Raw genomic sequence first — 19,424 nt, forward strand, 5'->3', positions numbered from 1 at the left:
ATCGCATATGGCCGGCCGGTGGCCGAGCCCCTGGAATCGGTCGCCGTCAACTGGGCCGTGGCCGTAGAACGCCACCGGTGCGCACTCGGTCGAATGGCAAGCTGACACCCATGGACAGGGAACAGGTGACCGGCTGGATCGCGGCCTACGAGCAGGCCTGGCGGACGCCGGGCACGGAGGCGCTCGCCACGATCTTCACCGAGCAGGCGAGCTACCGGCAGGGGCCGTACCGGGAGCCGGTGGTCGGTCTGCCGGCGATAGCCCGGATGTGGGAAGCCGAGCGGGACGGTCCGGACGAGGCGTTCCAGATGACCAGCGAGGTGGTCGCGGTCGAGGGTGACACCGCGGTGGCGCGGCTGGAGGTCCGCTACGGCGATCCCGTCGACCAGGAGTACCGCGATCTGTGGATCATGCGGTTCGCTGCGGACGGGCGATGCGCCTCCTTCGAGGAATGGCCCTTCTGGCCGGCGCAGTCGACCGCCACCGACAGCTGACGCCGCACCGCATCTGCGCCGCCCAAGGTCGCGCCGCCGAACCCACTTTCGGCCACCGGCGGCACCGAGCAGCACGTCCAGCCCTCGGCGCGCCGCGGGCGTCCGTCCGGCACCCCGGAGGCGGACGCCCGCGAACAGGTGGCCGGTCAGGAGCGGGCGCTCGGGCGGTAGTCGAACCAGTCGAAGGCCGCGCTGCCCTCGGTGACGTAGAGGCCGAACACCCGGCCGGTGAAACCGGCGGCGACCTCGGTGGACAGGTACCGTCCGTCGAGTTCGGCCAGCACCACCGGCCCGTCGTCGGTCAGCACCTCGAAGCTGACCGTGTCGCAGGCGGCGGGGCGTACGCCGAAGGGGGCGCCGGGGGCCGTCACCTGGTCGGCGGCGGTCACCGTCGGCGGCAGCAGGTCGTCGGTGCGGGTGGTGATGGTCAGGGTGACCGGGCCGGCCGGCACCGACAGCTCGCCGAAGACCTGCCGGAACGGCCCGACGCGGCCGATCACCTGCACCAGCCCGTCGGCGACCTCGATGTCGTAGTGGTGCGCCTCGTCGATGCGCAACGTCAGCCCGGCCCGTCCCGCGCCGGGGTCGACGTGCACGCCGGCCCGGCAGTCGTGGTGCTGCTGCCGGCGGGCGACCATGGTGGCGCCGGAGCGGTCCAGGGTCGTGCCGGCCGCGTGCAGGGTGAGCCAGCCGGGCCGCTCGGTCAACGACCAGCTGTCCTTCGGCCGCTCCCGCAGCGAGATCCACTCCGGCGCGAGCGCGTCGGTGGCGTCGAAGTCGTCCCGGTAGGAGCCCGGGTCGCGTGCCGCGGCGAGGGCGGGCGGGCTGCCGGCCGGCGCGGTCATCGTCTCCTCGACCGGGTCCACCACCGGCCAGCCGTCCTCCCAGCGCACCGGCACCAGGAACGTCTCCCGGCCGAGCACGTGGTACGGCGGCCACTGGCCCTTGGCCCGGATGCCCAGCAGCACCATCCACCAACTGCCGTCGGTGGCCTGCACCAGGTCGGCATGGCCGGTGGCCTGCACCAGCCGGTCGGTGCTGCGGTGGGTCAGGAACGGGTTGACCGGGCCGGGCTCGAACGGGCCCCGGATGCTGCGCGACCGGGCGATCGAGACGGCGTGCCCGGTGTGCGTGCCGCCCTCGGAGACCAGCAGGTACCACCAGTCGCCGATCCGGTACAGGTGCGGGGCCTCCGGGTACTGCCCGCCGGTGCCCGACCACATCGGCACCGGCCCCTCCAGCACCGTGCCGGTCTCCGGATCGATCCGGTACGACTCGACCCCCGACACGGTCAACCAGCAGTCCCCGTTGTCGTCCCAGGTCAGCGACGGGTCGATGTGCGGCACGTCGAGGTGGACCGGTTCCGACCACGGGCCGGCCGGGTCGGTGGCGGTGACCAGCAGGTGGCGGCCGGTGGTGACGTTTGTGGTGACCATGTAGAAGCGGCCGTCGTGGTGGCGGATGGTCGGGGCGTAGATGCCGGCGGAGGCGTGCGTGTCCGGCGGCAGTTCGAGTTGGCTGGGGCGGTCGAGCACGTTGCCGATCTGCCGCCAGTTCACCAGGTCCCGACTGTGGAAGATCGGTACGCCGGGGAAGTACTCGAAGCTGGAACAGACCAGGTAGTAGTCCTCGCCCACCCGGCACACGCTGGGATCGGGGTGGAAGCCGGGCACGACGGGGTTGCCGAAGGTGGCGGAATCGGTCATGTGCACCGATGCTAGGCGGCCCGGTGGTCCACGCGTACCCCTGGTGTTCAGGGGGTGGGTGGGGTGACCGCGATGATCAGGTGGGCCGGTTCGTCGCTGGCGTTGCGGTAGAGGTGGGCCAGCCGGGAGTCGAAGGTGACCGCCTCGCCGGCGGCCAGCACGTGCTTCTCGCCGCCGATCTCGGCGACGACCTCGCCGGTGATGACGATGGCGCATTCGGTCGACGGGTGGGCCCAGGGCTCGGCCGAGCTGGCGTCGCCGGGCGCGAGGTGGGCCTGCAGCACCTCCAGGTCGCCCCGCCCGGGGGTGAGCCGTTCGTAGGTGATCTGGCCGGGGGGCGCGGTCAGTCGGCTGCGGTTGCCGGCGCGACTCAGATGCACCGCGGGCGCCTCGGGCTCGGAGAACAGCTCGGCGATCGAGGTGTCGAAGACCTGGGCCAGTTTGCGCAGCGTGGACAGGCTCGGATCGGTCGCGCCGTTCTCGATCTGGCTGAGCAGCGCGGGGGACACGTCGGCGGCTGTGGCGAGCTGGCGCAGCGTCATGGAGTGCTGCTGCCGAAGATCGCGGAGCCGATCACCGAGCATCTAAACCTCGATCCGATAACAGTGTGACTGAAATTGTTTGACCAAGCTACACGGCCCTGTTTAGGGTGGTCAAACAAGTTGTGGCGTTGTTTGGTACTGGTAGACACGTCGCGTCCAGGCATGAACCGGACGAAGCAAGTCCGGGCTACATCCAACCCTGAAATGCCGCCCCTGAAAACCCGAGACATCGCGACCGGAGACACCGGCGTTCACGTCCCAGGTCGTCGACAACCCGCGGCCCACGCGGAAGCGGACCGCCCATACGAAGGTAGGAACAGCAATGTCGGTGTCCCCCCGCCGGCTTCGCGTCGGAGCATCCGCTCTGACGGCGCTGGCCATCATCTCCACCGCCGCCTGCACGGCCGGCGGTGGCGGCGGAAACGCGAGCGGTGGCAGCGGCGCCACCACGCTCACCGTCAACACCTCGTTCGTGCTCAAGACCCTCGACCCCGGCCGCGTCTACGAGGCGACCGGCCTCACCGCGGTGCACGCCCTCTACGACACCCTGCTCACCTTCGAGGGCTCGGACGTGAGCAAGCCGGTCCCCGCGCTGGCCGAGTCGTACGAGGTCTCGCCGGACGCCAAGACCTTCACCTTCAAGCTGCGGCAGGGTGTGAAGTTCTCCGACGGCAGCCCGCTCACCGCCGACGACGTGGTCTTCTCGCTCAACCGGCTGAAGAACATCAAGGCCAGCCCGGCGGTCACCGTCAGCGAGTTGAGCGTCAGCAAGACCGACGACAGCACAGTCGTGGTCACCTCGGCGACGGCCAACCCCAACGTCCCGGTGGTGCTCTCCATGCCCTCCACCGCCGTGATCAACTCCAAGGTCGCCCAGGAGAACGGCGCCAAGGACGGCGAGGACGCCGCCCAGGGCGACACCGCCCAGCAGTACCTCGACACCAACTCCATCGGCAGCGGCCCGTACGTGCTCAAGTCGTACGAGCCGGAGTCCCAGGTGGTGCTGGAGGCCAACCCCGACTACTGGGGCGACAAGCCGAAGTTCGACCGGGTCGTGCTGCGCAACATGGACGTGCAGACCCAGAAGCTGACCATGCAGCGCGCCGAGGCCAACGAGATCTCGCTGGACATCTCCGGCAAGCTGCTCGAAGGCATGCCGAGCACCCTGCAGACCTCCGGCGTGCAGGACACCGTCTACTTCCTGTTCCTCAACGCCGACCCGGCCGTCTCCGCGGTGACCGCCGACGTGAAGTTCAACCAGGCGCTGCGGGCCGCCATCGACTACCAGGGCATCGCCGCCCTCTACGGGCAGGGCGCCGCACCGGGCGCCGGTCTGGTCGCCCCCGCCTTCCCCGGCGCGCTGCCCGAGGGCGAGGCGTCGACCCGCGACGTGGCCAAGGCCAAGGCGCTGCTCGCCGAGGCGGGCCTGACCAACCCCAAGGTCAAGTTCAGCTACCCGGCCATCACCTACAAGGGCGTGGACCTCGGCACCGTGGCCACCAAGGTGCAGGGCGACGTCGCCGAGGCCGGCATCACCCTGGAGCTGAACCCGCAGCCGCTGACCACCTTCCTGGACGAGATGCGCGGCGGGAAGATGGCGATGGGCTTCACCCCGCAGAGCCTGAACTACCCGGTCGCCGACTCGCTGATCAACAACATGGCCCCCGGACAGCCGACCGCGCTGCGCTCCGGCTGGACCGTGGACCGGGCCGACGCGGCGGTCGTGGCCGCCGGCAAGAAGGTCACCGAGACCCTCGACCTGGCCGCCCGGGCCACCGCGATGCAGGAGTGGCAGCGACTGATGAACCAGTCCTCGCCGTACATCGTGCTGGCCAGCAACTCCTCCACGGTGGTGGCGACCGCCGACCTGACCGGCGCGGACTACACCGCCGCCGGCTGGCAGGTCGACGTCGCCGCGGTCGGCCGGAAGTAGCCGGCAGCACAGATGACGACAGTTCACGACGGGGAGCCGGGCGCGGTCACCACGACCGCGTCCCGGCCCCGGCCGCGCCGCGCGCATCCGTTGCTGGTCTTCCTGGCCAAGCGGCTGACGATCACCGCCGGTCTGCTGCTGGGCGTCACCGTGGTGACGTTCGCGCTGGTAAACGTGGTCCCCGGCGACCCGGTCACGGCGAACCTGTCGGACCAGGCGCTCAACGACCCGGCCACGGTGGCCGCCTTCCGGGAGAAGTGGGGCCTGGACCAGCCGCTCTGGGCGCAGTACTTCCAGTACCTGGGCAACCTGCTCACCGGCGACCTGGGCATCTCCCAGCAGACCGGCCGCTCTGTCCTGGACGACCTGGTCCGGTACGTGCCGGCGACAATGGAACTGGCCATCCCCACCATGGTGCTGGCGTTGCTGATCGGCACCGGCATCGGCATGCTCGCCGCGGTCCGCAACGGCCGGTTCACCGACCAGCTGGTCCGCGTCGGCGCCCTGCTGGGCCTGTCCACCCCGCCGTTCTGGCTGTCGCTCGTCGTGCTCTACGTCTTCTTCTACAAACTCGGCCTGGCCCCCAGCGGCGGTCGGCTCTCCACCGCCTTCAGCCCACCGCCCACGGTCACCGGCATGTACACCGTCGACGCGGCGCTGGCCGGGCAGTGGGATGTCGCCTGGGACGCCGCCCAGCACCTGGTCCTGCCGGTGCTGGTGCTGACCTCGCTGACCGTGGCGCTGCTGGTGCGCTTCGTCCGCTCCGCCATGCTGGAAGTGCTCCAGCAGGACTACATCCGCGCCGCGTACGCCAAGGGTCTGCCGGCCCGGGTGGTGCTGCGCCGGCACCTGCTGCGCGCCGGCCTGGTCCCGGTGGTCACCGTCTCCGGCCTGGCCTTCGCCTCGCTGCTGTCCGGCACGGTGCTGGTGGAGAGCATCTTCGGCTGGCCCGGCCTCGGCCAGTACGCCTACCGCAGCGCCACCGCGCTGGACCTGCCGTCGATCCTCGGCGTCAGCCTCTTCGTGGCGCTCGTCTACACGCTGGTCAACCTGACCGTCGACCTGCTGTACGGGCTCATCGACCCGAGGATCCGCCTGTCATGACCACGATCGCACCCGATCCGGTGGCCCCGGACCCGAAGGTCGACCGGGCGCTGAGCCGACGCCGCTGGCTCGGCCGGCTACGCGGTGGCAGCACCCGGCCGGTCTGGCGGCAGCCGGTCACCCTGGCGGCCCTGGTCATCCTCGGCGGCTGGCTGCTGGTGGCCATCTTCGCCCCACTGATCGCCCCCTACGACCCGCTCGCCCAGAGCCCTGACGCGTACGCGTCGCCGTCGGCGGCGCACTGGTTCGGCACCGACTCCCTCGGCCGGGACATCCTCAGCCGGGTCATCCACGGCGCCCGGCTGTCCATCCCCCTGGCCCTGGCCATCGTCTCGCTCGCCCTGCTGGTCGGTGGACTGCTCGGACTGCTCGCCGGCTACCTCGGCCGGCTCGCCGACGAGGCGCTGATGCGCCTGACCGACCTGGTGTTCGCCTTCCCGCAGATCATCCTCGCGATGGCGGTCACCGCCGCGTTCGGCCCGAACACCCGCAACGCCGTCCTCGCGCTGGTCATCGTCTCCTGGCCGGTCTACGCCCGGGTCATCCGCAGCGCCGTGATCAGCATGCGCGGCGACGACTACCTCAACGCCGCCCGGCTGCTCGGCGTCGGACCGGTCAAGGCGCTGCGCCGCGACGTGCTGCCCAACAGCATCGGCCCGGCGATCGTGCTGGCCACCCTGGAACTCGGCAACGCGGTGCTGCTGCTGGCCGCGCTCTCCTTCCTCGGCCTGGGTCCCCGCCCACCGGCCGCCGAATGGGGCTCGATGGTCGCCCTCGGCTCCCAGGACCTGTCGATGTGGTGGGTCAGCGTCTTCCCCGGCCTGGCCATCCTCACCGTCGTGATGGCGTTCAACGTGCTCGGCGACGCGCTGCGCGACCGGCTCGACCCCCGCTACGCGAAGGGACGTTAGAGATGGCACCGCTGCTCGACGTCGACTCCCTCGCCGTCACCCTGCCCGGCCCGCGCGGCCCGCTGCCGATCCTGCACGACGTGTCGCTGACCGTGGACGAGGGTGAACTGGTAGGCATCGCGGGGGAGAGCGGCTGCGGCAAGAGCCTCACCGCGCAGACCCTGCTCGGCCTGCTGCCACCCGGCGCCACCGTGAGCGGATCGGCCCGGTTCGCCGGCACCGACCTGCTCGGCCTGGACCAGCGCGGCTGGCAGCGGGTCCGGGGCGCCGGCATCGCCATGGTCTTCCAGGACCCCACCGCCGCCCTGCACCCGATGCTCACCATCGGCCGCCAACTCACCGAACACATGCGGGTGCACCTGCGGATGGACCGCCGGGCCGCGAACCGGCGGGCGGTGGAACTGCTCGACCAGGTACGCATCCCCGACCCGGAACGGGCCCTGCGCTCCTACCCGCACCAGTTCTCCGGCGGCATGCGTCAACGCGCGGCCATCGCCATCGCCCTGGCCGCCCGCCCCCGGCTGCTGATCGCCGACGAACCCACCACCGCCCTCGACGTCACCGTGCAGGCCGGCATCCTCGCCCTGCTGGACCGGTTGCGCGCCGAGACCGGCCTGGCCGTCGCGTTCATCACCCACGACCTCGGCGTGCTCAGCGCGTTGACCACCCGGGGCTACGTGTTCTACGCCGGGCGGGTGGTGGAGACCGGACCGACCGGGGAACTGCTCACCGCACCCACCCACCCGTACACCGCCGCGCTGCTCGGCGCCCGCCCGCACGGCACCCAGGCCGTCGGCACGCTGCGGCCGATCCCCGGCGGCCCACCAGCGCCGGGCCAGGCGCCGCCGGGCTGCCCGTTCCAACCCCGCTGCGGGTACGCCGAACCGGCCTGCGGCACCAGCCCGCCGCCGCTGACCCCGGCCGGTGAGCACCGGTCGGTGGCCTGCGTGGTCCGTCCACACCTGGAGGTGGCAGCCCGATGAGCAGTCTGCTGCGGATCAGCGACGTGCAGGTCGAGTACCGCTCCCGGGGCAACGGTCGGGTCCGCGCGGTCGCCGGGGTCAGCCTGGACGTGGCACCCGGCCAGATCGTCGGCCTGGTCGGCGAGTCCGGCTGCGGCAAGTCCTCGCTGGCCCGGGTCGCCGTCGGACTGACCCCGCCGAGCGCCGGTGAGGTCAGCTTCGCCGGCCGCCCGATCACCCCGCTGGGCTGGCGACGTCGACCGGAGACCGAGATCGGTCTGCAGATGGTCTTCCAGAACCCGTACGCCTCGCTCAACCCCCGGCGCACCATCGGCGCCCAACTGCTCGACGGCGTACCGGCGACGGTCACCGGCGCGGCCCGCAACGCCCGGGTGGTCGAACTGCTCGACCGGGTCGGCATGCCCGCCGAGGCCGCCGACCGCTACCCGCACCAGTTCTCCGGCGGTCAACGGCAGCGGCTGGCCATCGCCCGCGCCCTCGCCCCACAACCCCGCATGATCATCGCGGACGAGCCGGTCACCGCCCTGGACGCCTCCTCGCAGGCCCAGGTGGTCAACCTGCTCGTCGGGCTGGTCCGGGAACTCGACATGGGCATGCTGTTCATCTCCCACGACCTCGCCCTGGTCCACGAGATCGCCGACGTCACCGCCGTGATGTACCTGGGCCGGATCGTGGAGACCGCACCCACCCGCGAGCTGTGGCGCGACCCGCGTCACCCCTACACCCGGGCGCTCATCGACGCGGTACCGCAGATCGGCCCCACCCCACGGCTGCCCGCCACCCTCGCCGGGGAGGTGCCCGACCCGGCCAACGCCCCCACCGGCTGCCGGTTCCGGCCCCGCTGCGCCCACGCCTTCGCCCCCTGCGGCGACCAGCCACCCACCCTCGACCTCGGCGGACGCAGCGCCGCCTGCTGGCTCAACGACCCCGCCACGGCCTCGGCCGCCGTGGCCTCCCACTGAGGACGTCGACATGCATCGCGCCACCGAACAGGTCCTGGTCAACCTCTCCCTCTACGACGGCGTCGCCGACCACCTCCAGGCCGACCAGGGCATCTGGATCGGCGCCGACGGCATGATCCGCGCCGTCGGGCCGGTCGACGACGTGCTCGCCGAGGCCGGTGACGTCCCGGTGGTCGACCTGGGCGGCGACGTGGTGATGCCCGGACTGACGAACATGCACGTGCACCTCTCCCTCGGACTGCCCGGCCACCTCGCCGACGAGGTGCACCGGTCCAACCTGGCCGAACTGGTGCTGCTGATGGCCGACTCGGCCCGGCGCACCCTGCACGCCGGGGTCACCACCGCCCGGCTGGTCGGCGAGGGCCGCTACGCCGACTTCGCGCTGCGCAAGGGCATCGAGGCCGGCGCGGTGGACGGACCCCGGATCTTCACCGCTGGGCACGCGCTGTGCTGCACCGGGGGCCACGGCTGGGAGGCCGACGCCCTGGAAGCCGACGGCGCCGACGGGTTCCGGCAGCTCACCCGGGCCCAGATCCGGGCCGGCGCCGACCTGATCAAGGTGTGCATCTCCGGCGGCATCGCCGGCCAGTACGAGGCGATCGACACCCCGCAACTGCTCGACGACGAGATGGCCGCCGTCATCCGGGTCGCCCACGACTGGGGACGCAAGGTCACCGCGCACGCCGGCCCGGCCGACACCGTACGCCGGGCGGTGGAACTGGGTCTGGACTGCGTCGAGCACGGCTACGAGCTGACCGACGAGGTCACCCGGCTGATGGCCGAACGGGGCGTCTGGTACGTCCCGACCATCGTGGTCAGCCGCTGCGAACAGTTCTTCCGCGACTCCGGGGTGCCCGGCTGGCTGATGGAACGCGCCCTCGGCGCCGGCCCCCGACACTGGGAGAGCCTGCAGCACGCCATCCGCAACGGCGTGCCGATCGCGTTGGGCAGCGACATGCCGCCGCACGCCGGCTACGACGAGACCACCGCCACCGTGCGGGAGTTGGAGTTCATGGTGGACGCCGGGATGCCCGTCGCCGACGCGCTGAAGGCCGCCACCATCCGCCCTGCCGAGTGGCTCGACGCCGACGACAGGCTGGGCAGCATCACCGCCGGCAAGCACGCCGACCTGCTGGTGCTGCGCGACGACCCGACCCGGTCGGTCTCCGCCCTGCGGACCCTGCACGTGGTGATGAAGGGCGGCGTCGTCTACCGCGACGACCACGGCCGGACCCGGGCCCGACGATGACCGTGATCAGGGTCGCCGACGACTACCTCGCCGCGCTCGCCGACCTCGACCCGCAGGCCGCCGAGGCGGCCGGGCGTACCCCCGACTCGCAGCTGGCGGACCTGTCCCCGGAGGCGTTCGACGCCCGCGCGGCCCTGGCCCGGCAGACCGCGGCCGCGGTCGCCTCGGCCACCGCCGACGGCCCGGCGCAGCGTGCCCTCGCCGGCGCCCTGGCCGAGCGGCTGGCCAGCGAGGTCGCGCTGTACGACGCCGGGTTCACCACCCGGCTGCTCGCCCCGCTGGCCACCCCGGTCCACCTGGCCCGGCAGGTCTTCGACAACCTGCCCCGGCAGACCGCCGACGACTGGGCCGCCGTCGCCGAGCACCTGCACCGGCTGCCCGACACCCTCGACCAGTACGCCGCGACGCTGCGCCGATCCGCGCAGCGCGGCCACCTGGTCGCCCGGCGGCAGGTGCTCGTCGTCGCCGAGCAGTGCCAGAGCTGGACCGCCGGTGACTTCTACGGCCGGCTCGTCGCCGGCTGTCCCGGTGGCCCGCTCGCCGACCGGCTGACCGAAGGAGCCCGGCGCGCCACCGCCGCCACCGACGCGTTCGCCACGTTCCTGCGCACCGAACTGGCCCCCGCCGCCTCCGAAGTGGACGGTGTCGGACGCGAACTGTACGAGGTCACCTCCCGCGCCTTCCTCGGCGCCGACGTCGACCTCGACGAGCTGTACGCGTACGGCTGGGCGGAGCTGGTCCGTACCGACGCCGAACTGCACGCCGCGGCGGCCGACTGCGGCCACCCGGACCCGGCGAGCGCCCGGGCTGCGCTGGACGCCGACCCCGCCGGGCGGGTGCCGGTCGGTCCCGTCCTGGAACAGTGGCTGCGCAAACGCACCGCCCTGCTCACCGACCAGCTCGACGGCGTCCACTTCGACATCCCGGCGGCCACCCGTCATGTCGAGTGCCGGATCAGCCCCGCCGCCTCCGGCGTCATGTACTACACCCCGCCGGACGCGAACCTGACCCGCCCGGGCGGGATCTGGTGGTCGGTGCCGCCGGGGGAGTCGAGCGTGCCGGTGTGGCGGCACGTCGGGACGCTCTGCCACGAAGGGCTGCCCGGCCACCACCTGCAACACGCCGTCACCCTGACCACCGCCGAGCTGCACCCCTGGCAGCGCCACCTGTGCCACGTGCACGGGTACGCCGAAGGCTGGGCCCACTACGCCGAACGTCTCGCCGACGAGATCGGCCTCTACGCCGGCCCCGGTGAACGCCTCGGCATGCTCGACGGGCAGATGTGGCGGGCCGCCCGCGTCGTCATCGACCTCGGCCTGCACCTCGACCTGCCGATCCCGGCCGGCACCGGGTTCACCGACGCCGACCGTTGGACCCCGGCCGTGGCCGTGGAGCTGCTCACCCGGGTCGCCGGGCTGGACGCCGCGACCGCCCGCTTCGAGGTCGACAGGTACCTCGGCTGGCCGGCGCAGGCCCTGGCGTTCAAGGTCGGCGCCCGGCTGTGGCAGCAGACCCGCCGCGACGCCGAACGACGCGCCGGCGCCGCATTCGACCGCAAACGGTTCCACCACACCGCGTTGGCGCTCGGGCCGATGGGCCTGGACCCGCTACGCGCCCGCCTCGCCGAGGCCCTGCCACCCCCGACCTGAGCACCGGAAGTGACCCGATGAGCATCGACGAACTCAGCACCACCATCAGCGACATGTACCGGTCGTTGGGCGACCGGTCGGCGTTCGACGCCCACCTGCACCCCGACCTGACCATCTGGGAGTCCGACGCGGACGACCTGCTGACCGGCCTGGCCGCCCTGGACGCGCTGCGCGACACCCGGGCCGCCGCCGCGACCGGCCCGGCCCCGGTCAGCGTGGCCCCGGAGCAGGTACGCGCCGAGAGCTGGGGCGACACCGGCCTGGTCCGCTACGTGCTGCGGGCCCGCTTCGGCGACGACCGCCCGGACGTCTGCTTCCGGGTCACCGACGTCCTGCGCCGCGACGAGACCGGCTGGCGCATCGTGCACCACCACGCGGAGGCAGTCCGATGAGCACCGACGAACCCACCACCACCGACGAACCCACCACCGACGGAGCCACCACCGAGGTGTACGACCTGCGGGTCGTGGTCGAGCGGATCGAGGGCCGCTCGGTGTGCGGCATGAAGGTGGGTGACCAGATCGACCTGACCGAGTCCTGCCGGCTGAGCATCCCCGCCGGCCAGCACTTCTGCATGTACGCGCTGGCCGCGTGCCTGCCGCTGCTGCCGGCCAAGCAGCGGGCCCTGGCCGAGGGGGACTGGATGGCCCGGGACAGCCACGTGGCCTGCCCGGACCCCGAGGAGCGGGTCATCATGCGCATCGAACGCACTGCCCTGCGGCAGATCCCCACCGAGGAGTTGACGTGACCGGCGACCGCCTGGTCGGCATCGGCCTGCAATCGGACAAGTCCGCCGACGAGTACGCCGAACTGGCCGAGTTGACCGAACGGTACGGCTTCGACGTGCTGTCGGTCTTCGGTGACCTGATGTACCAGCCGCCGATCTTCCCGCTGCTGGTGGCCGCCCGGCACACCCGTCGGATCCGGCTCGGCGCGGCCTGCCTCAACCCGTTCACCCTGCATCCGGTGGAGGTCGCCGGGCAGGTCGCCGCCCTCGACCTGGCCTCGCACGGCCGGGCGTACCTGGGCCTGGCCCGTGGCACCTGGCTCCAGGAGATCGGCGTGGCCCAGGCCCGGCCGCTGCGCCGTATCGCCGAGACGGTGCAGATCGTCCGGCGGCTGCTCGGCGGCGACGACAGCGGCTTCGAGGGCCGGGAGTTCACAGTGGCGCCGGGCACCAGCCTGCGCTACACCCCGGCCCGGCCGGACGTGCCGGTGCTGGTCGGCACCTGGGGACAGCAGACAGCCCGCTCCGCCGCCGGGTACGCCGCCGAGGTCAAGGTCGGTGGCTCGGCGAACCCGGCGATGGCCAAGACGATGCGCGCCTGGCTCGACGAGGCGGGGGGCCACGACACCGGCGTGGTGCTGGGCGCGGTGACGGTCGTGGACACCGACGGGGAGTTGGCCCGGCGGGTGGCCCGTACCGAGGTGGCGATGTATCTCGCGGTCGTCGCCGCTCTCGACCCGACGGTCGAGGTCGATCCGGGCCTGCTCGCTCGGATCAAGGAGCACGTGGCCCGCCGGGAAGACGACGCGGCCGGTGCCCTGATCGGCGACGACCTGCTCGACCTGTTCGCCTTCTCCGGCACCCCCGAACAGGTCGCCACGCAGGCCGCCGCGGTCTTCGACGCGGGGGCGAGTCGGGTCGAGTTCGGCACCCCGCACGGGCTCACCCCGCGTAGCGGGATCGACCTGCTCGGTCAGCGGGTGCTGCCGCTGCTGCGTGGCTGACCAGCGCCCACCCGCAACGGCTCACCTCGTATCGAGAAGCATCGTTGACCAAAACCGTTAACACTCTTTAAGATTTGGCTGCCTCGAGGTAACCGACCCTGCACATCCGTACGTCCCGGCCCGGCGCTGTCATCGGCGTCGGCCGGGACGACACGGTGTCGCCCTCTGCCCCGGGAAGGCCCTCGATGTCCTCACCACGTCTGCGGCCCCGCTCGGCACTGACCACCGGCCTGCTCGCCCTGGTCACCGCCGCCGCGACCCTCGCCGTCACCCCGACCGCCGCGCAGGCCGTCATCCTGCCTAACAACTTCAAGAGCGTCGGCTACATGCCGTCGTGGACCGGCAACGTCAACACGGTCCAGTACGGCAAGCTCACCCACATCAACTACGCGTTCGTGCTGCCCAACAGCAACGGCACCCTGCGACCGGTGGAGAACCCCAGCAAACTGTCCTCGCTGGTGTCACTGGGCCGGGCCAACAACGTCAAGGTCTCCATCGCCATCGGCGGCTGGAACGACGGCGACGACTCCGCCTTCGAGGCCCTGGCCGCCAACGCCGGCACCCGCACCACGTTCGTCAACAGCGTCGTCAGCTTCGTCAACCAGTACGGCCTCGACGGCGTCGACATGGACTGGGAGTACCCGGACCCGGGCACCTCGGCCACCAACTACGGCCTGCTCATGCAGCAACTCAGCAACGCGTTGCGCCCGCAGGGCAAGCTGCTCACCGCCGCCGTGGTCGCCGAGGGGTACTACCGCGACGGGGTGCCGACGTCGGTCTTCAACCACGTCGACTTCCTCAACATCATGGCGTACGACGGCGGCAGCCCACACGCCAACTACGACTGGTCGATCAACGCGGTGAACGGGTGGAAGGCCCGCGGCCTGCCGGCCGGCAAGGCGGTGCTCGGCGTGCCGTTCTACAGCCGACCCGGCTACTACACGTACACCCAACTGGTCGGCATGGACCCGGCCAACGCCAACCGGGACTGCACAAGCGTCGGCGGCGTTCAGCAGTGCTACAACGGCATCCCCACCGTCAAGCGCAAGACCCAGTGGGCGCTGGCCAATGCCGGCGGCATGATGAACTGGGAACTCACCCAGGACACCAGCGGCGCGACCTCGCTGGTCAGCGCGATCTACGACACCGTCATGGGTGGTACGCCGTCCGGCCGTACCGGCCAGATCACCGGCATCGCCGGCAAGTGTGTGGACGTCGCCGCCGCGAGCACCGCCAACGGCACCGCCGTCCAGCTCTACACCTGCAACGGCACCAACGCGCAGCGGTGGACCGTGGGCGGCGACGGCACCCTGCGAGCCCTCGGCAAGTGCCTGGACATCACAAGCGCCGGCACCGCCAACGGCACCCCGATCCAGCTGTGGGACTGCAACGGCACCGGCGCGCAGGTCTGGCAGGCCCAGTCCAACGGCACGCTGCGCAACCCGGCGTCGAACCGCTGCCTCGACGCCACCGGCAACAGCTCCGCCGACGGCACCCGGCTGCAGATCTGGGACTGCTTCGGCGGGGCCAACCAGGTCTGGCGCCTACCGGCCTGACCGTGACCGGCCCCGTCACGCCGCAACGGCGGCCTCCCGCCGTTGCGGCGTAGCGGTCGCCGCCCGCTTCGGCGCGGTCCGTTGCCGCCGGCGGGTGCGCTTGGGATGCTGACCACATGTCCTTCCTGCCGACGAACTCCGTCGACGACGTGCGCGACCAGCCGATCCGGCCGCAGTTCGAGGTCTTCCTCGATGAGCACCGCGCCGCACTGAACAGCTGCCTGGACGGGCTCACCGAGGAGCAGGCCCGCCGCTCGCTGGTGCCGTCCCGGACCACCCTGCTGGGTCTGGTGAAACACGCGACCTTCGTCGAACAGGCATGGTTCGACGAGGCGATCACCTGCCGCTCGCGCGACGAGATCGGCATGCCCGCGACAGCGGACGAGTCCTTCGTCCTCACCGACACCGACACCATCGCCGAGGTCCAACGCAGACACCGGCAGGCCTGTGAGCAGTCCCGCCGGGCCACCGCGCCGCTCGACCTCGACGACCTGCTGTACGGCAACCGGCGCGGCCCGCTGCCGTTGCGCTGGGTGTACCTGCACGTGCTGCGGGAGCTGGCCCAGCACTGCGGGCACGCCGACATCCTGCGCGAGCAGATCCTGGCCGACTGAACCGGTCGGCCACCGACGTCAACGGCGCAGGGCGTAGAAGCCGCGCCAGGGTGCGCCACCACCCCACAGCTGGTAGCCGCCGATCAGCGCCAGCAGGTAGGCGGCGGTGGCCGGACCGGCCAGCAGCCAACCGCCTCCGACCAGGACGGTCAACGCCAGCAGAATCGCCAGGTGTCTGCCTGTCGACTCGGCGTGGCCGAACAGGTGCAGCTCGACCGGGCGCAGATGGTAGTTGCGGGGCGGTCGGGCACGGGCGGTGCTCGCCGGCCAGAGCCGCCCCACCCCGGGCACGTCGACCAGGTACATGCGCCGCAACCCCGGGCAGCGGCGCAGCTCGACGCTCAGCGGCAGCTGCGCACCGCCGGCCAGCAGGCGCACCAGCCGGCGATCCCAGACGATCCGCTGGTACCAGATCCGGTCGGCGTCGCGTAGTTCGAGCCAGAACGATGTCGGCTCGGTGCCCCAGTGCAGTTCCGCCACCAGGACCCACGCCTCGGCCGGTCGACCACGACGCCACGCGCCGAGCAGCCAGCGTCCGAGCCGCCACATCCACGCCCAGGCCAACACGTACCCGGGCAGCAGCACCAGTTCCACGAGCACCGTACGCCCTCGTGGTTCGATCTCGAAGAACTCGGGATAGGCCGGCATCACCTCGTACGGCTGAGTCGGGTCGTACCGTACCGGCACCTGGCCGCCCTCCCGGTAGCTGTCCGGGTCCACGGGCTTCCACCGCACCCGCCACTCGGCTCCGGTGGTGTCGGGGTAGGCGACCTCGATCCGATTCTCCGCGCCGAGCCGAGCCCCGGTGACCGTGCCCAGGGCCTGCCCGGTCAACGACTCCAGCTCCTGGCGCTCCCACTCCATCAGGTGCCACACCGTGCCGACGATGGTCAGCACCAGCAGCAGCCAGCCGGCCAGGACCTTCCCGACCGCGAGGTTCGCCCGCTTCGGTGCGTTGACGGCCGGCACCGGCGCAGGTGCTGCGGCCACCGGGGTCGACGGCGCGAAGACGTGCTCCCACTCGGTGAGGAACGCACGCGCCCGTGCGGAGATCGCCGCCAGCTCGGGATCGACCGGCGGCGTCGCCACCTCGGGTTCGGTTCGCAGTTCGGAGCGCAGGTGGTACAGGCCGGTCCCGAGGAACAGGACCATGAGGCCGGTTGCCCACATCCACGCCCGGTCGTCGGTGTGCAGAGTGCCCGCCGAAGAGCTGCTGACCCGGCCCGGCACCGTCGCGCCGTCCTCGAAGGGCTCGCCGTAGCGGGGCTTGAGCTTCACCGCGTCGATGCGGACAGCGCCGTCGGTGGAGACGAACGGCCCGGAACAGGTCCACTCGGGCCCGTCCTCAGTGTCGGCGTACACGCAGTCCTCGACTGTCACCGCACCGGCCACCCCGCCGTGCGTCGCCCGGAACGAGTCGACCGCGAGGACGGCCATCCAGATCGCGCACCCGAAGAGGACCGTGACGTACGAGAGCAGCAACCAGTGGTGCGACTCGATCGCACGAATCCGGCGCAACAGCCCTCCCGATCGTCGTGTCGCCGCATCGCGACAGGGTGATCCGACACTGTAGGCGAGCGCGGCGAGCGACCCCAGCGCCGATAGTCTCGACGGATGACCGAACCGGGACCGACGCAGGCCGCGAAGCTGCTCGGCCAGGCCCGGCGAGTGGTGGTCTTCACCGGCGCGGGCATGTCCGCCGAGAGCGGTGTGCCGACCTTCCGCGACGCGCTCACCGGCCTGTGGCAGCGCTACGACGCCCAGCAGTTGGCCACCCCGGCGGCATTCGACGCCGACCCGGCCCTCGTCTGGGGCTGGTACGAGTGGCGACGCGCCGTCGTCGCGCGGGCCCGACCGCACCCGGGGCACCTGGCCGTCGCGGCGATCGAGGCCCACGCCCCGCACGCCGTGCTGATCACGCAGAACGTGGACGACCTGCACGAGCGGGCCGGCTCCACCGACCCGCTGCACCTGCACGGCAGCCTGTTCGCGCCCCGCTGCTCCGCCTGCGCCCACCCGGCACCGACACCCGACCCGGACGAGCCGGCCGAGGGACGCCGACTGCCGCCGCCGCGCTGCGACCGCTGTTCCGCGCCGATCCGGCCGGGCGTGGTGTGGTTCGGGGAGGCATTGCCGCAGCCAGCCCTGGAAGCCGCCGCCGAGGCCGCCGCCTCCTGCGACGTACTGCTGACCGTCGGCACCTCCGGCCTGGTCTACCCGGCCGCGGAGATACCGCACGTCGCGGCCCGCTCCGGCGCCACGGTGATCCAGGTCAATCCGGAACCGACGCCGCTGGACCAGGTGTCCGACATCAACCTGCGTGGCCCGGCGGCCCGGGTGCTGCCCGCCCTGGTCGACGCCGCCTGGGGCGGCGCCGGGTGACTACGGGCGTTCGACCCGGACCGGGTCACCGCGGACCAGCCGGTCGTGCAGCTGCCACCGCGCGGTGGTGGCATCGCGTGCCGCCGCCTCGTCGCGGTCCGCGAGTCGCTGCCGCAGCAACCGCAGCGCGCGGTCACGTACCAGTTCTTCCGACCGACCCCGGCCCGGTACGGGCTGGGTGCCTGCCAGCACAACGTGCCGGTCCAGGAGACGGCGAACGCCTCGACACCAGCGCCGCCGACCTCCACCAGGACCGAGCGGTAGGTGCCGGGCCGGTCACCGGCGACCGTGTCGATGCGCTGCACCCGCAGCCGCTGCCGTACGGCGTCGGCTTCGAGACGTCGCAGCAGGTGGGCCAGCGCCCAGGCGCATTCCTGCGGGCCGCGTCCGGCCGACAACAGCAGGCGTACCGTCATCGCCGGCCCCGCCGACGTCGTTCGTCGCGCCGCGACCCGACCGCAAGGTCGGCCGTCTTGTACGTGACAAGCGGAACAGTGGTCGCGATCGGGGTGGCCATCCGGTGTTCGACCAGGTCCCCGATCACCTGCTCGATGCGTTTGTACGCCCCCGGCGCCTCCTCGAAGAGCAACTGGCGGTCGCCGCACACCACAAGCGAGCCCACCGGCGTACGCCGAAGCTCCTCGACCGTGTGCTTGGCCCGCCCCCGGCGCAGCGCGTCGGCCCGGGACATCTTCCGTCCCGCACCGTGCGCCACCGAGTAGTTCGCCTCCGGGCCGGCGTGCGCGGCCACCAGGTAGGACGGGGTGCCCCGGGTGCCGGCGATCAGCACGTCCCGGCCGTCACCCGGTGCCGCGCCCTTGCGGTGCAGGTAGCTGCCGTCCCGTACCTCGACCAGGTTGTGGCACTGGTCCACGATCGGCTCGGTCGGCGCGCCGCCCAGCGCGTACGCGACCCGGGCGGCCAACAGCCGACGGTTCAGCGCACCCCACCGCACGGCCTCGTCGTGCCGAGCCAGGTACGCCCCCGGATCCGGGGCCGGGCCGGCGCCGTGTCGTTCGGTGTGCTCGCGCAGAATCCGCTCGCCCAACCCTCGGGAACCGGTGTGCACGACGAGCACCAGGTCACCGGCGGCCAACCCGAGACGACCAGCGTGGGCCGGGTCGAGCACCGCGCCGATCCGCGCCAACTCGACGAAGTGGTTGCCCCGGCCCACCGTGCCGAGACCCTCGACGTGGCCGGCGGGTATCTCACCGGTCACCACCGTCCAGGCCGGGTCGTCGGGGTCGTGTTCGGGATGCAGCGGCCGGTCCAGGTCGGGGAACCGCGCGGCCAGCTTCTCCGGTACGGGTCGCTTGAGCCGGATCGGGAACACCGCGATGCCGCAGCCGATGTCGGACCCGACGAGGAACGGGTACAGCAGGCGGGACGTCATCGCCGCCCCGATCGGGGCGCCCTTGCCCGGATGCAGATCGGGCATGGCGGCGACGTGGATCATGCCGTCGAGGGCGGCGACCTGTCGGCACTGGGTGTGGGCGTCGGACTCGATCCAACTGGTGGGCGAGGCGAAGACGCTGATCGTGGCGGGGCCGGACGCGGGCAGCGTCGACTGCCGCAGGTGAAGCTCGGACAAGGAGTTCTCTCCCGAGG

The 19,424-nt window shown here is 72.1% G+C and carries 18 protein-coding genes and 1 pseudogene; 14 read left to right on the forward strand and 5 right to left on the reverse strand.

Going from position 1 to position 19,424, the window contains the following annotated elements; all coding sequences use genetic code 11:
* Nucleotides 1–110: 110 nt before the first annotated feature.
* Nucleotides 111–494 (forward strand): YybH family protein, encoded by a 384-nt coding sequence (locus Vgi01_RS13470; RefSeq protein WP_102656455.1) that lies wholly within the window; start codon nucleotides 111–113, stop codon nucleotides 492–494.
* A gap of 146 nt (nucleotides 495–640) precedes the next feature.
* Here the strand turns inward: Vgi01_RS13470 and Vgi01_RS13475 are convergent, their stop codons facing one another.
* Nucleotides 641–2,200 (reverse strand): glycoside hydrolase family 43 protein, encoded by a 1,560-nt coding sequence (locus tag Vgi01_RS13475; protein ID WP_204291227.1) that lies wholly within the window; start codon nucleotides 2,198–2,200, stop codon nucleotides 641–643.
* A 47-nt stretch (nucleotides 2,201–2,247) separates the two neighbouring features.
* Complete coding sequence (locus Vgi01_RS13480; RefSeq protein ID WP_013733572.1) at nucleotides 2,248–2,784, reverse strand: cupin domain-containing protein; 537 nt, start codon at nucleotides 2,782–2,784, stop codon at nucleotides 2,248–2,250.
* Nucleotides 2,785–3,064: 280 nt separating this feature from the next.
* Between Vgi01_RS13480 and Vgi01_RS13485 the strand changes: the two genes are divergently transcribed.
* The 12 genes from Vgi01_RS13485 (at nucleotide 3,065) to Vgi01_RS13540 (ending at nucleotide 15,434) form a co-directional block, all read left to right on the forward strand.
* Nucleotides 3,065–4,675, forward strand: a complete 1,611-nt coding sequence (locus tag Vgi01_RS13485; RefSeq protein ID WP_102656453.1) for an ABC transporter substrate-binding protein — start codon at nucleotides 3,065–3,067, stop codon at nucleotides 4,673–4,675.
* A gap of 12 nt (nucleotides 4,676–4,687) precedes the next feature.
* Entirely contained in the window at nucleotides 4,688–5,779 is a 1,092-nt protein-coding gene (locus Vgi01_RS13490; protein WP_199180074.1) for an ABC transporter permease, read from the forward strand.
* Nucleotides 5,776–6,690: an ABC transporter permease gene (locus Vgi01_RS13495; RefSeq protein ID WP_102656452.1), complete on the forward strand. Its 915-nt coding sequence runs from the start codon at nucleotides 5,776–5,778 to the stop codon at nucleotides 6,688–6,690. The genes Vgi01_RS13490 and Vgi01_RS13495 overlap by 4 nt, the downstream gene beginning before the upstream one ends.
* Nucleotides 6,691–6,692: 2 nt before the next feature.
* Entirely contained in the window at nucleotides 6,693–7,673 is a 981-nt protein-coding gene (locus tag Vgi01_RS13500) for an ABC transporter ATP-binding protein (RefSeq protein WP_102656451.1), read from the forward strand.
* Nucleotides 7,670–8,635: an ABC transporter ATP-binding protein gene (locus tag Vgi01_RS13505; RefSeq protein WP_204291228.1), complete on the forward strand. Its 966-nt coding sequence runs from the start codon at nucleotides 7,670–7,672 to the stop codon at nucleotides 8,633–8,635. Before Vgi01_RS13500 ends, Vgi01_RS13505 begins: the two co-directional genes overlap by 4 nt.
* Nucleotides 8,636–8,645: 10 nt before the next feature.
* The gene (locus Vgi01_RS13510; protein WP_204291229.1) at nucleotides 8,646–9,884 is read left to right on the forward strand and encodes an amidohydrolase family protein; all 1,239 of its coding nucleotides are present in this window, start codon (nucleotides 8,646–8,648) and stop codon (nucleotides 9,882–9,884) included.
* Nucleotides 9,881–11,533: a DUF885 domain-containing protein gene (locus Vgi01_RS13515; RefSeq protein WP_204291230.1), complete on the forward strand. Its 1,653-nt coding sequence runs from the start codon at nucleotides 9,881–9,883 to the stop codon at nucleotides 11,531–11,533. Before Vgi01_RS13510 ends, Vgi01_RS13515 begins: the two co-directional genes overlap by 4 nt.
* Nucleotides 11,534–11,550: 17 nt before the next feature.
* Complete coding sequence (locus Vgi01_RS13520; RefSeq protein WP_204291231.1) at nucleotides 11,551–11,925, forward strand: nuclear transport factor 2 family protein; 375 nt, start codon at nucleotides 11,551–11,553, stop codon at nucleotides 11,923–11,925.
* Entirely contained in the window at nucleotides 11,922–12,281 is a 360-nt protein-coding gene (locus Vgi01_RS13525; protein WP_204291232.1) for a TIGR04076 family protein, read from the forward strand. Before Vgi01_RS13520 ends, Vgi01_RS13525 begins: the two co-directional genes overlap by 4 nt.
* A complete protein-coding gene (locus Vgi01_RS13530; protein WP_204291233.1) occupies nucleotides 12,278–13,264 on the forward strand; it encodes an LLM class flavin-dependent oxidoreductase in 987 nt (328 codons plus the stop codon). Before Vgi01_RS13525 ends, Vgi01_RS13530 begins: the two co-directional genes overlap by 4 nt.
* Nucleotides 13,265–13,449: 185 nt before the next feature.
* Entirely contained in the window at nucleotides 13,450–14,820 is a 1,371-nt protein-coding gene (locus Vgi01_RS13535; protein ID WP_204291234.1) for a glycosyl hydrolase family 18 protein, read from the forward strand.
* A 116-nt stretch (nucleotides 14,821–14,936) separates the two neighbouring features.
* Nucleotides 14,937–15,434, forward strand: coding sequence for a DinB family protein (locus Vgi01_RS13540; RefSeq protein WP_204291235.1), 498 nt, complete (start codon nucleotides 14,937–14,939; stop codon nucleotides 15,432–15,434).
* 18 nt (nucleotides 15,435–15,452) lie between these two features.
* Here Vgi01_RS13540 and Vgi01_RS13545 read toward each other — a convergent pair whose 3' ends face one another.
* Complete coding sequence (locus Vgi01_RS13545) at nucleotides 15,453–16,952, reverse strand: hypothetical protein (protein WP_204291236.1); 1,500 nt, start codon at nucleotides 16,950–16,952, stop codon at nucleotides 15,453–15,455.
* Nucleotides 16,953–17,048: 96 nt separating this feature from the next.
* Here Vgi01_RS13545 and Vgi01_RS13550 point away from each other — a divergent pair, with 96 nt between their 5' ends.
* On the forward strand, nucleotides 17,049–17,816 hold the full coding sequence (locus tag Vgi01_RS13550; RefSeq protein ID WP_204291237.1) for an SIR2 family NAD-dependent protein deacylase: 768 nt from the start codon (nucleotides 17,049–17,051) through the stop codon (nucleotides 17,814–17,816).
* Here Vgi01_RS13550 and Vgi01_RS30645 read toward each other — a convergent pair.
* Nucleotides 17,817–18,232, reverse strand: a pseudogene (locus Vgi01_RS30645) (hypothetical protein).
* Nucleotides 18,229–19,407, reverse strand: coding sequence for an RNA ligase RtcB family protein (locus tag Vgi01_RS13560; protein ID WP_204291239.1), 1,179 nt, complete (start codon nucleotides 19,405–19,407; stop codon nucleotides 18,229–18,231). The pseudogene Vgi01_RS30645 and the gene Vgi01_RS13560 overlap by 4 nt, the downstream one beginning before the upstream one ends.
* Nucleotides 19,408–19,424: the final 17 nt, after the last annotated feature.

The sequence above is a fragment of the Micromonospora gifhornensis genome (assembly GCF_016863515.1).
Lineage (GTDB): Bacteria > Actinomycetota > Actinomycetes > Mycobacteriales > Micromonosporaceae > Micromonospora > Micromonospora gifhornensis.

Coding starts and splice junctions, on each gene's coding strand:
- Vgi01_RS13470 (WP_102656455.1), top strand. CDS start 111: ATGGACAGGGAACAGGTGACCGGCTGGATCGCGGCCTACGAGCAGGCC.
- Vgi01_RS13490 (WP_199180074.1), top strand. CDS start 4,688: ATGACGACAGTTCACGACGGGGAGCCGGGCGCGGTCACCACGACCGCG.
- Vgi01_RS13500 (WP_102656451.1), top strand. CDS start 6,693: ATGGCACCGCTGCTCGACGTCGACTCCCTCGCCGTCACCCTGCCCGGC.
- Vgi01_RS13495 (WP_102656452.1), top strand. CDS start 5,776: ATGACCACGATCGCACCCGATCCGGTGGCCCCGGACCCGAAGGTCGAC.
- Vgi01_RS13520 (WP_204291231.1), top strand. CDS start 11,551: ATGAGCATCGACGAACTCAGCACCACCATCAGCGACATGTACCGGTCG.
- Vgi01_RS13480 (WP_013733572.1), bottom strand. CDS start 2,784: ATGCTCGGTGATCGGCTCCGCGATCTTCGGCAGCAGCACTCCATGACG.
- Vgi01_RS13540 (WP_204291235.1), top strand. CDS start 14,937: ATGTCCTTCCTGCCGACGAACTCCGTCGACGACGTGCGCGACCAGCCG.
- Vgi01_RS13550 (WP_204291237.1), top strand. CDS start 17,049: ATGACCGAACCGGGACCGACGCAGGCCGCGAAGCTGCTCGGCCAGGCC.
- Vgi01_RS13525 (WP_204291232.1), top strand. CDS start 11,922: ATGAGCACCGACGAACCCACCACCACCGACGAACCCACCACCGACGGA.
- Vgi01_RS13475 (WP_204291227.1), bottom strand. CDS start 2,200: ATGACCGATTCCGCCACCTTCGGCAACCCCGTCGTGCCCGGCTTCCAC.
- Vgi01_RS13515 (WP_204291230.1), top strand. CDS start 9,881: ATGACCGTGATCAGGGTCGCCGACGACTACCTCGCCGCGCTCGCCGAC.
- Vgi01_RS13505 (WP_204291228.1), top strand. CDS start 7,670: ATGAGCAGTCTGCTGCGGATCAGCGACGTGCAGGTCGAGTACCGCTCC.
- Vgi01_RS13510 (WP_204291229.1), top strand. CDS start 8,646: ATGCATCGCGCCACCGAACAGGTCCTGGTCAACCTCTCCCTCTACGAC.
- Vgi01_RS13535 (WP_204291234.1), top strand. CDS start 13,450: ATGTCCTCACCACGTCTGCGGCCCCGCTCGGCACTGACCACCGGCCTG.
- Vgi01_RS13485 (WP_102656453.1), top strand. CDS start 3,065: ATGTCGGTGTCCCCCCGCCGGCTTCGCGTCGGAGCATCCGCTCTGACG.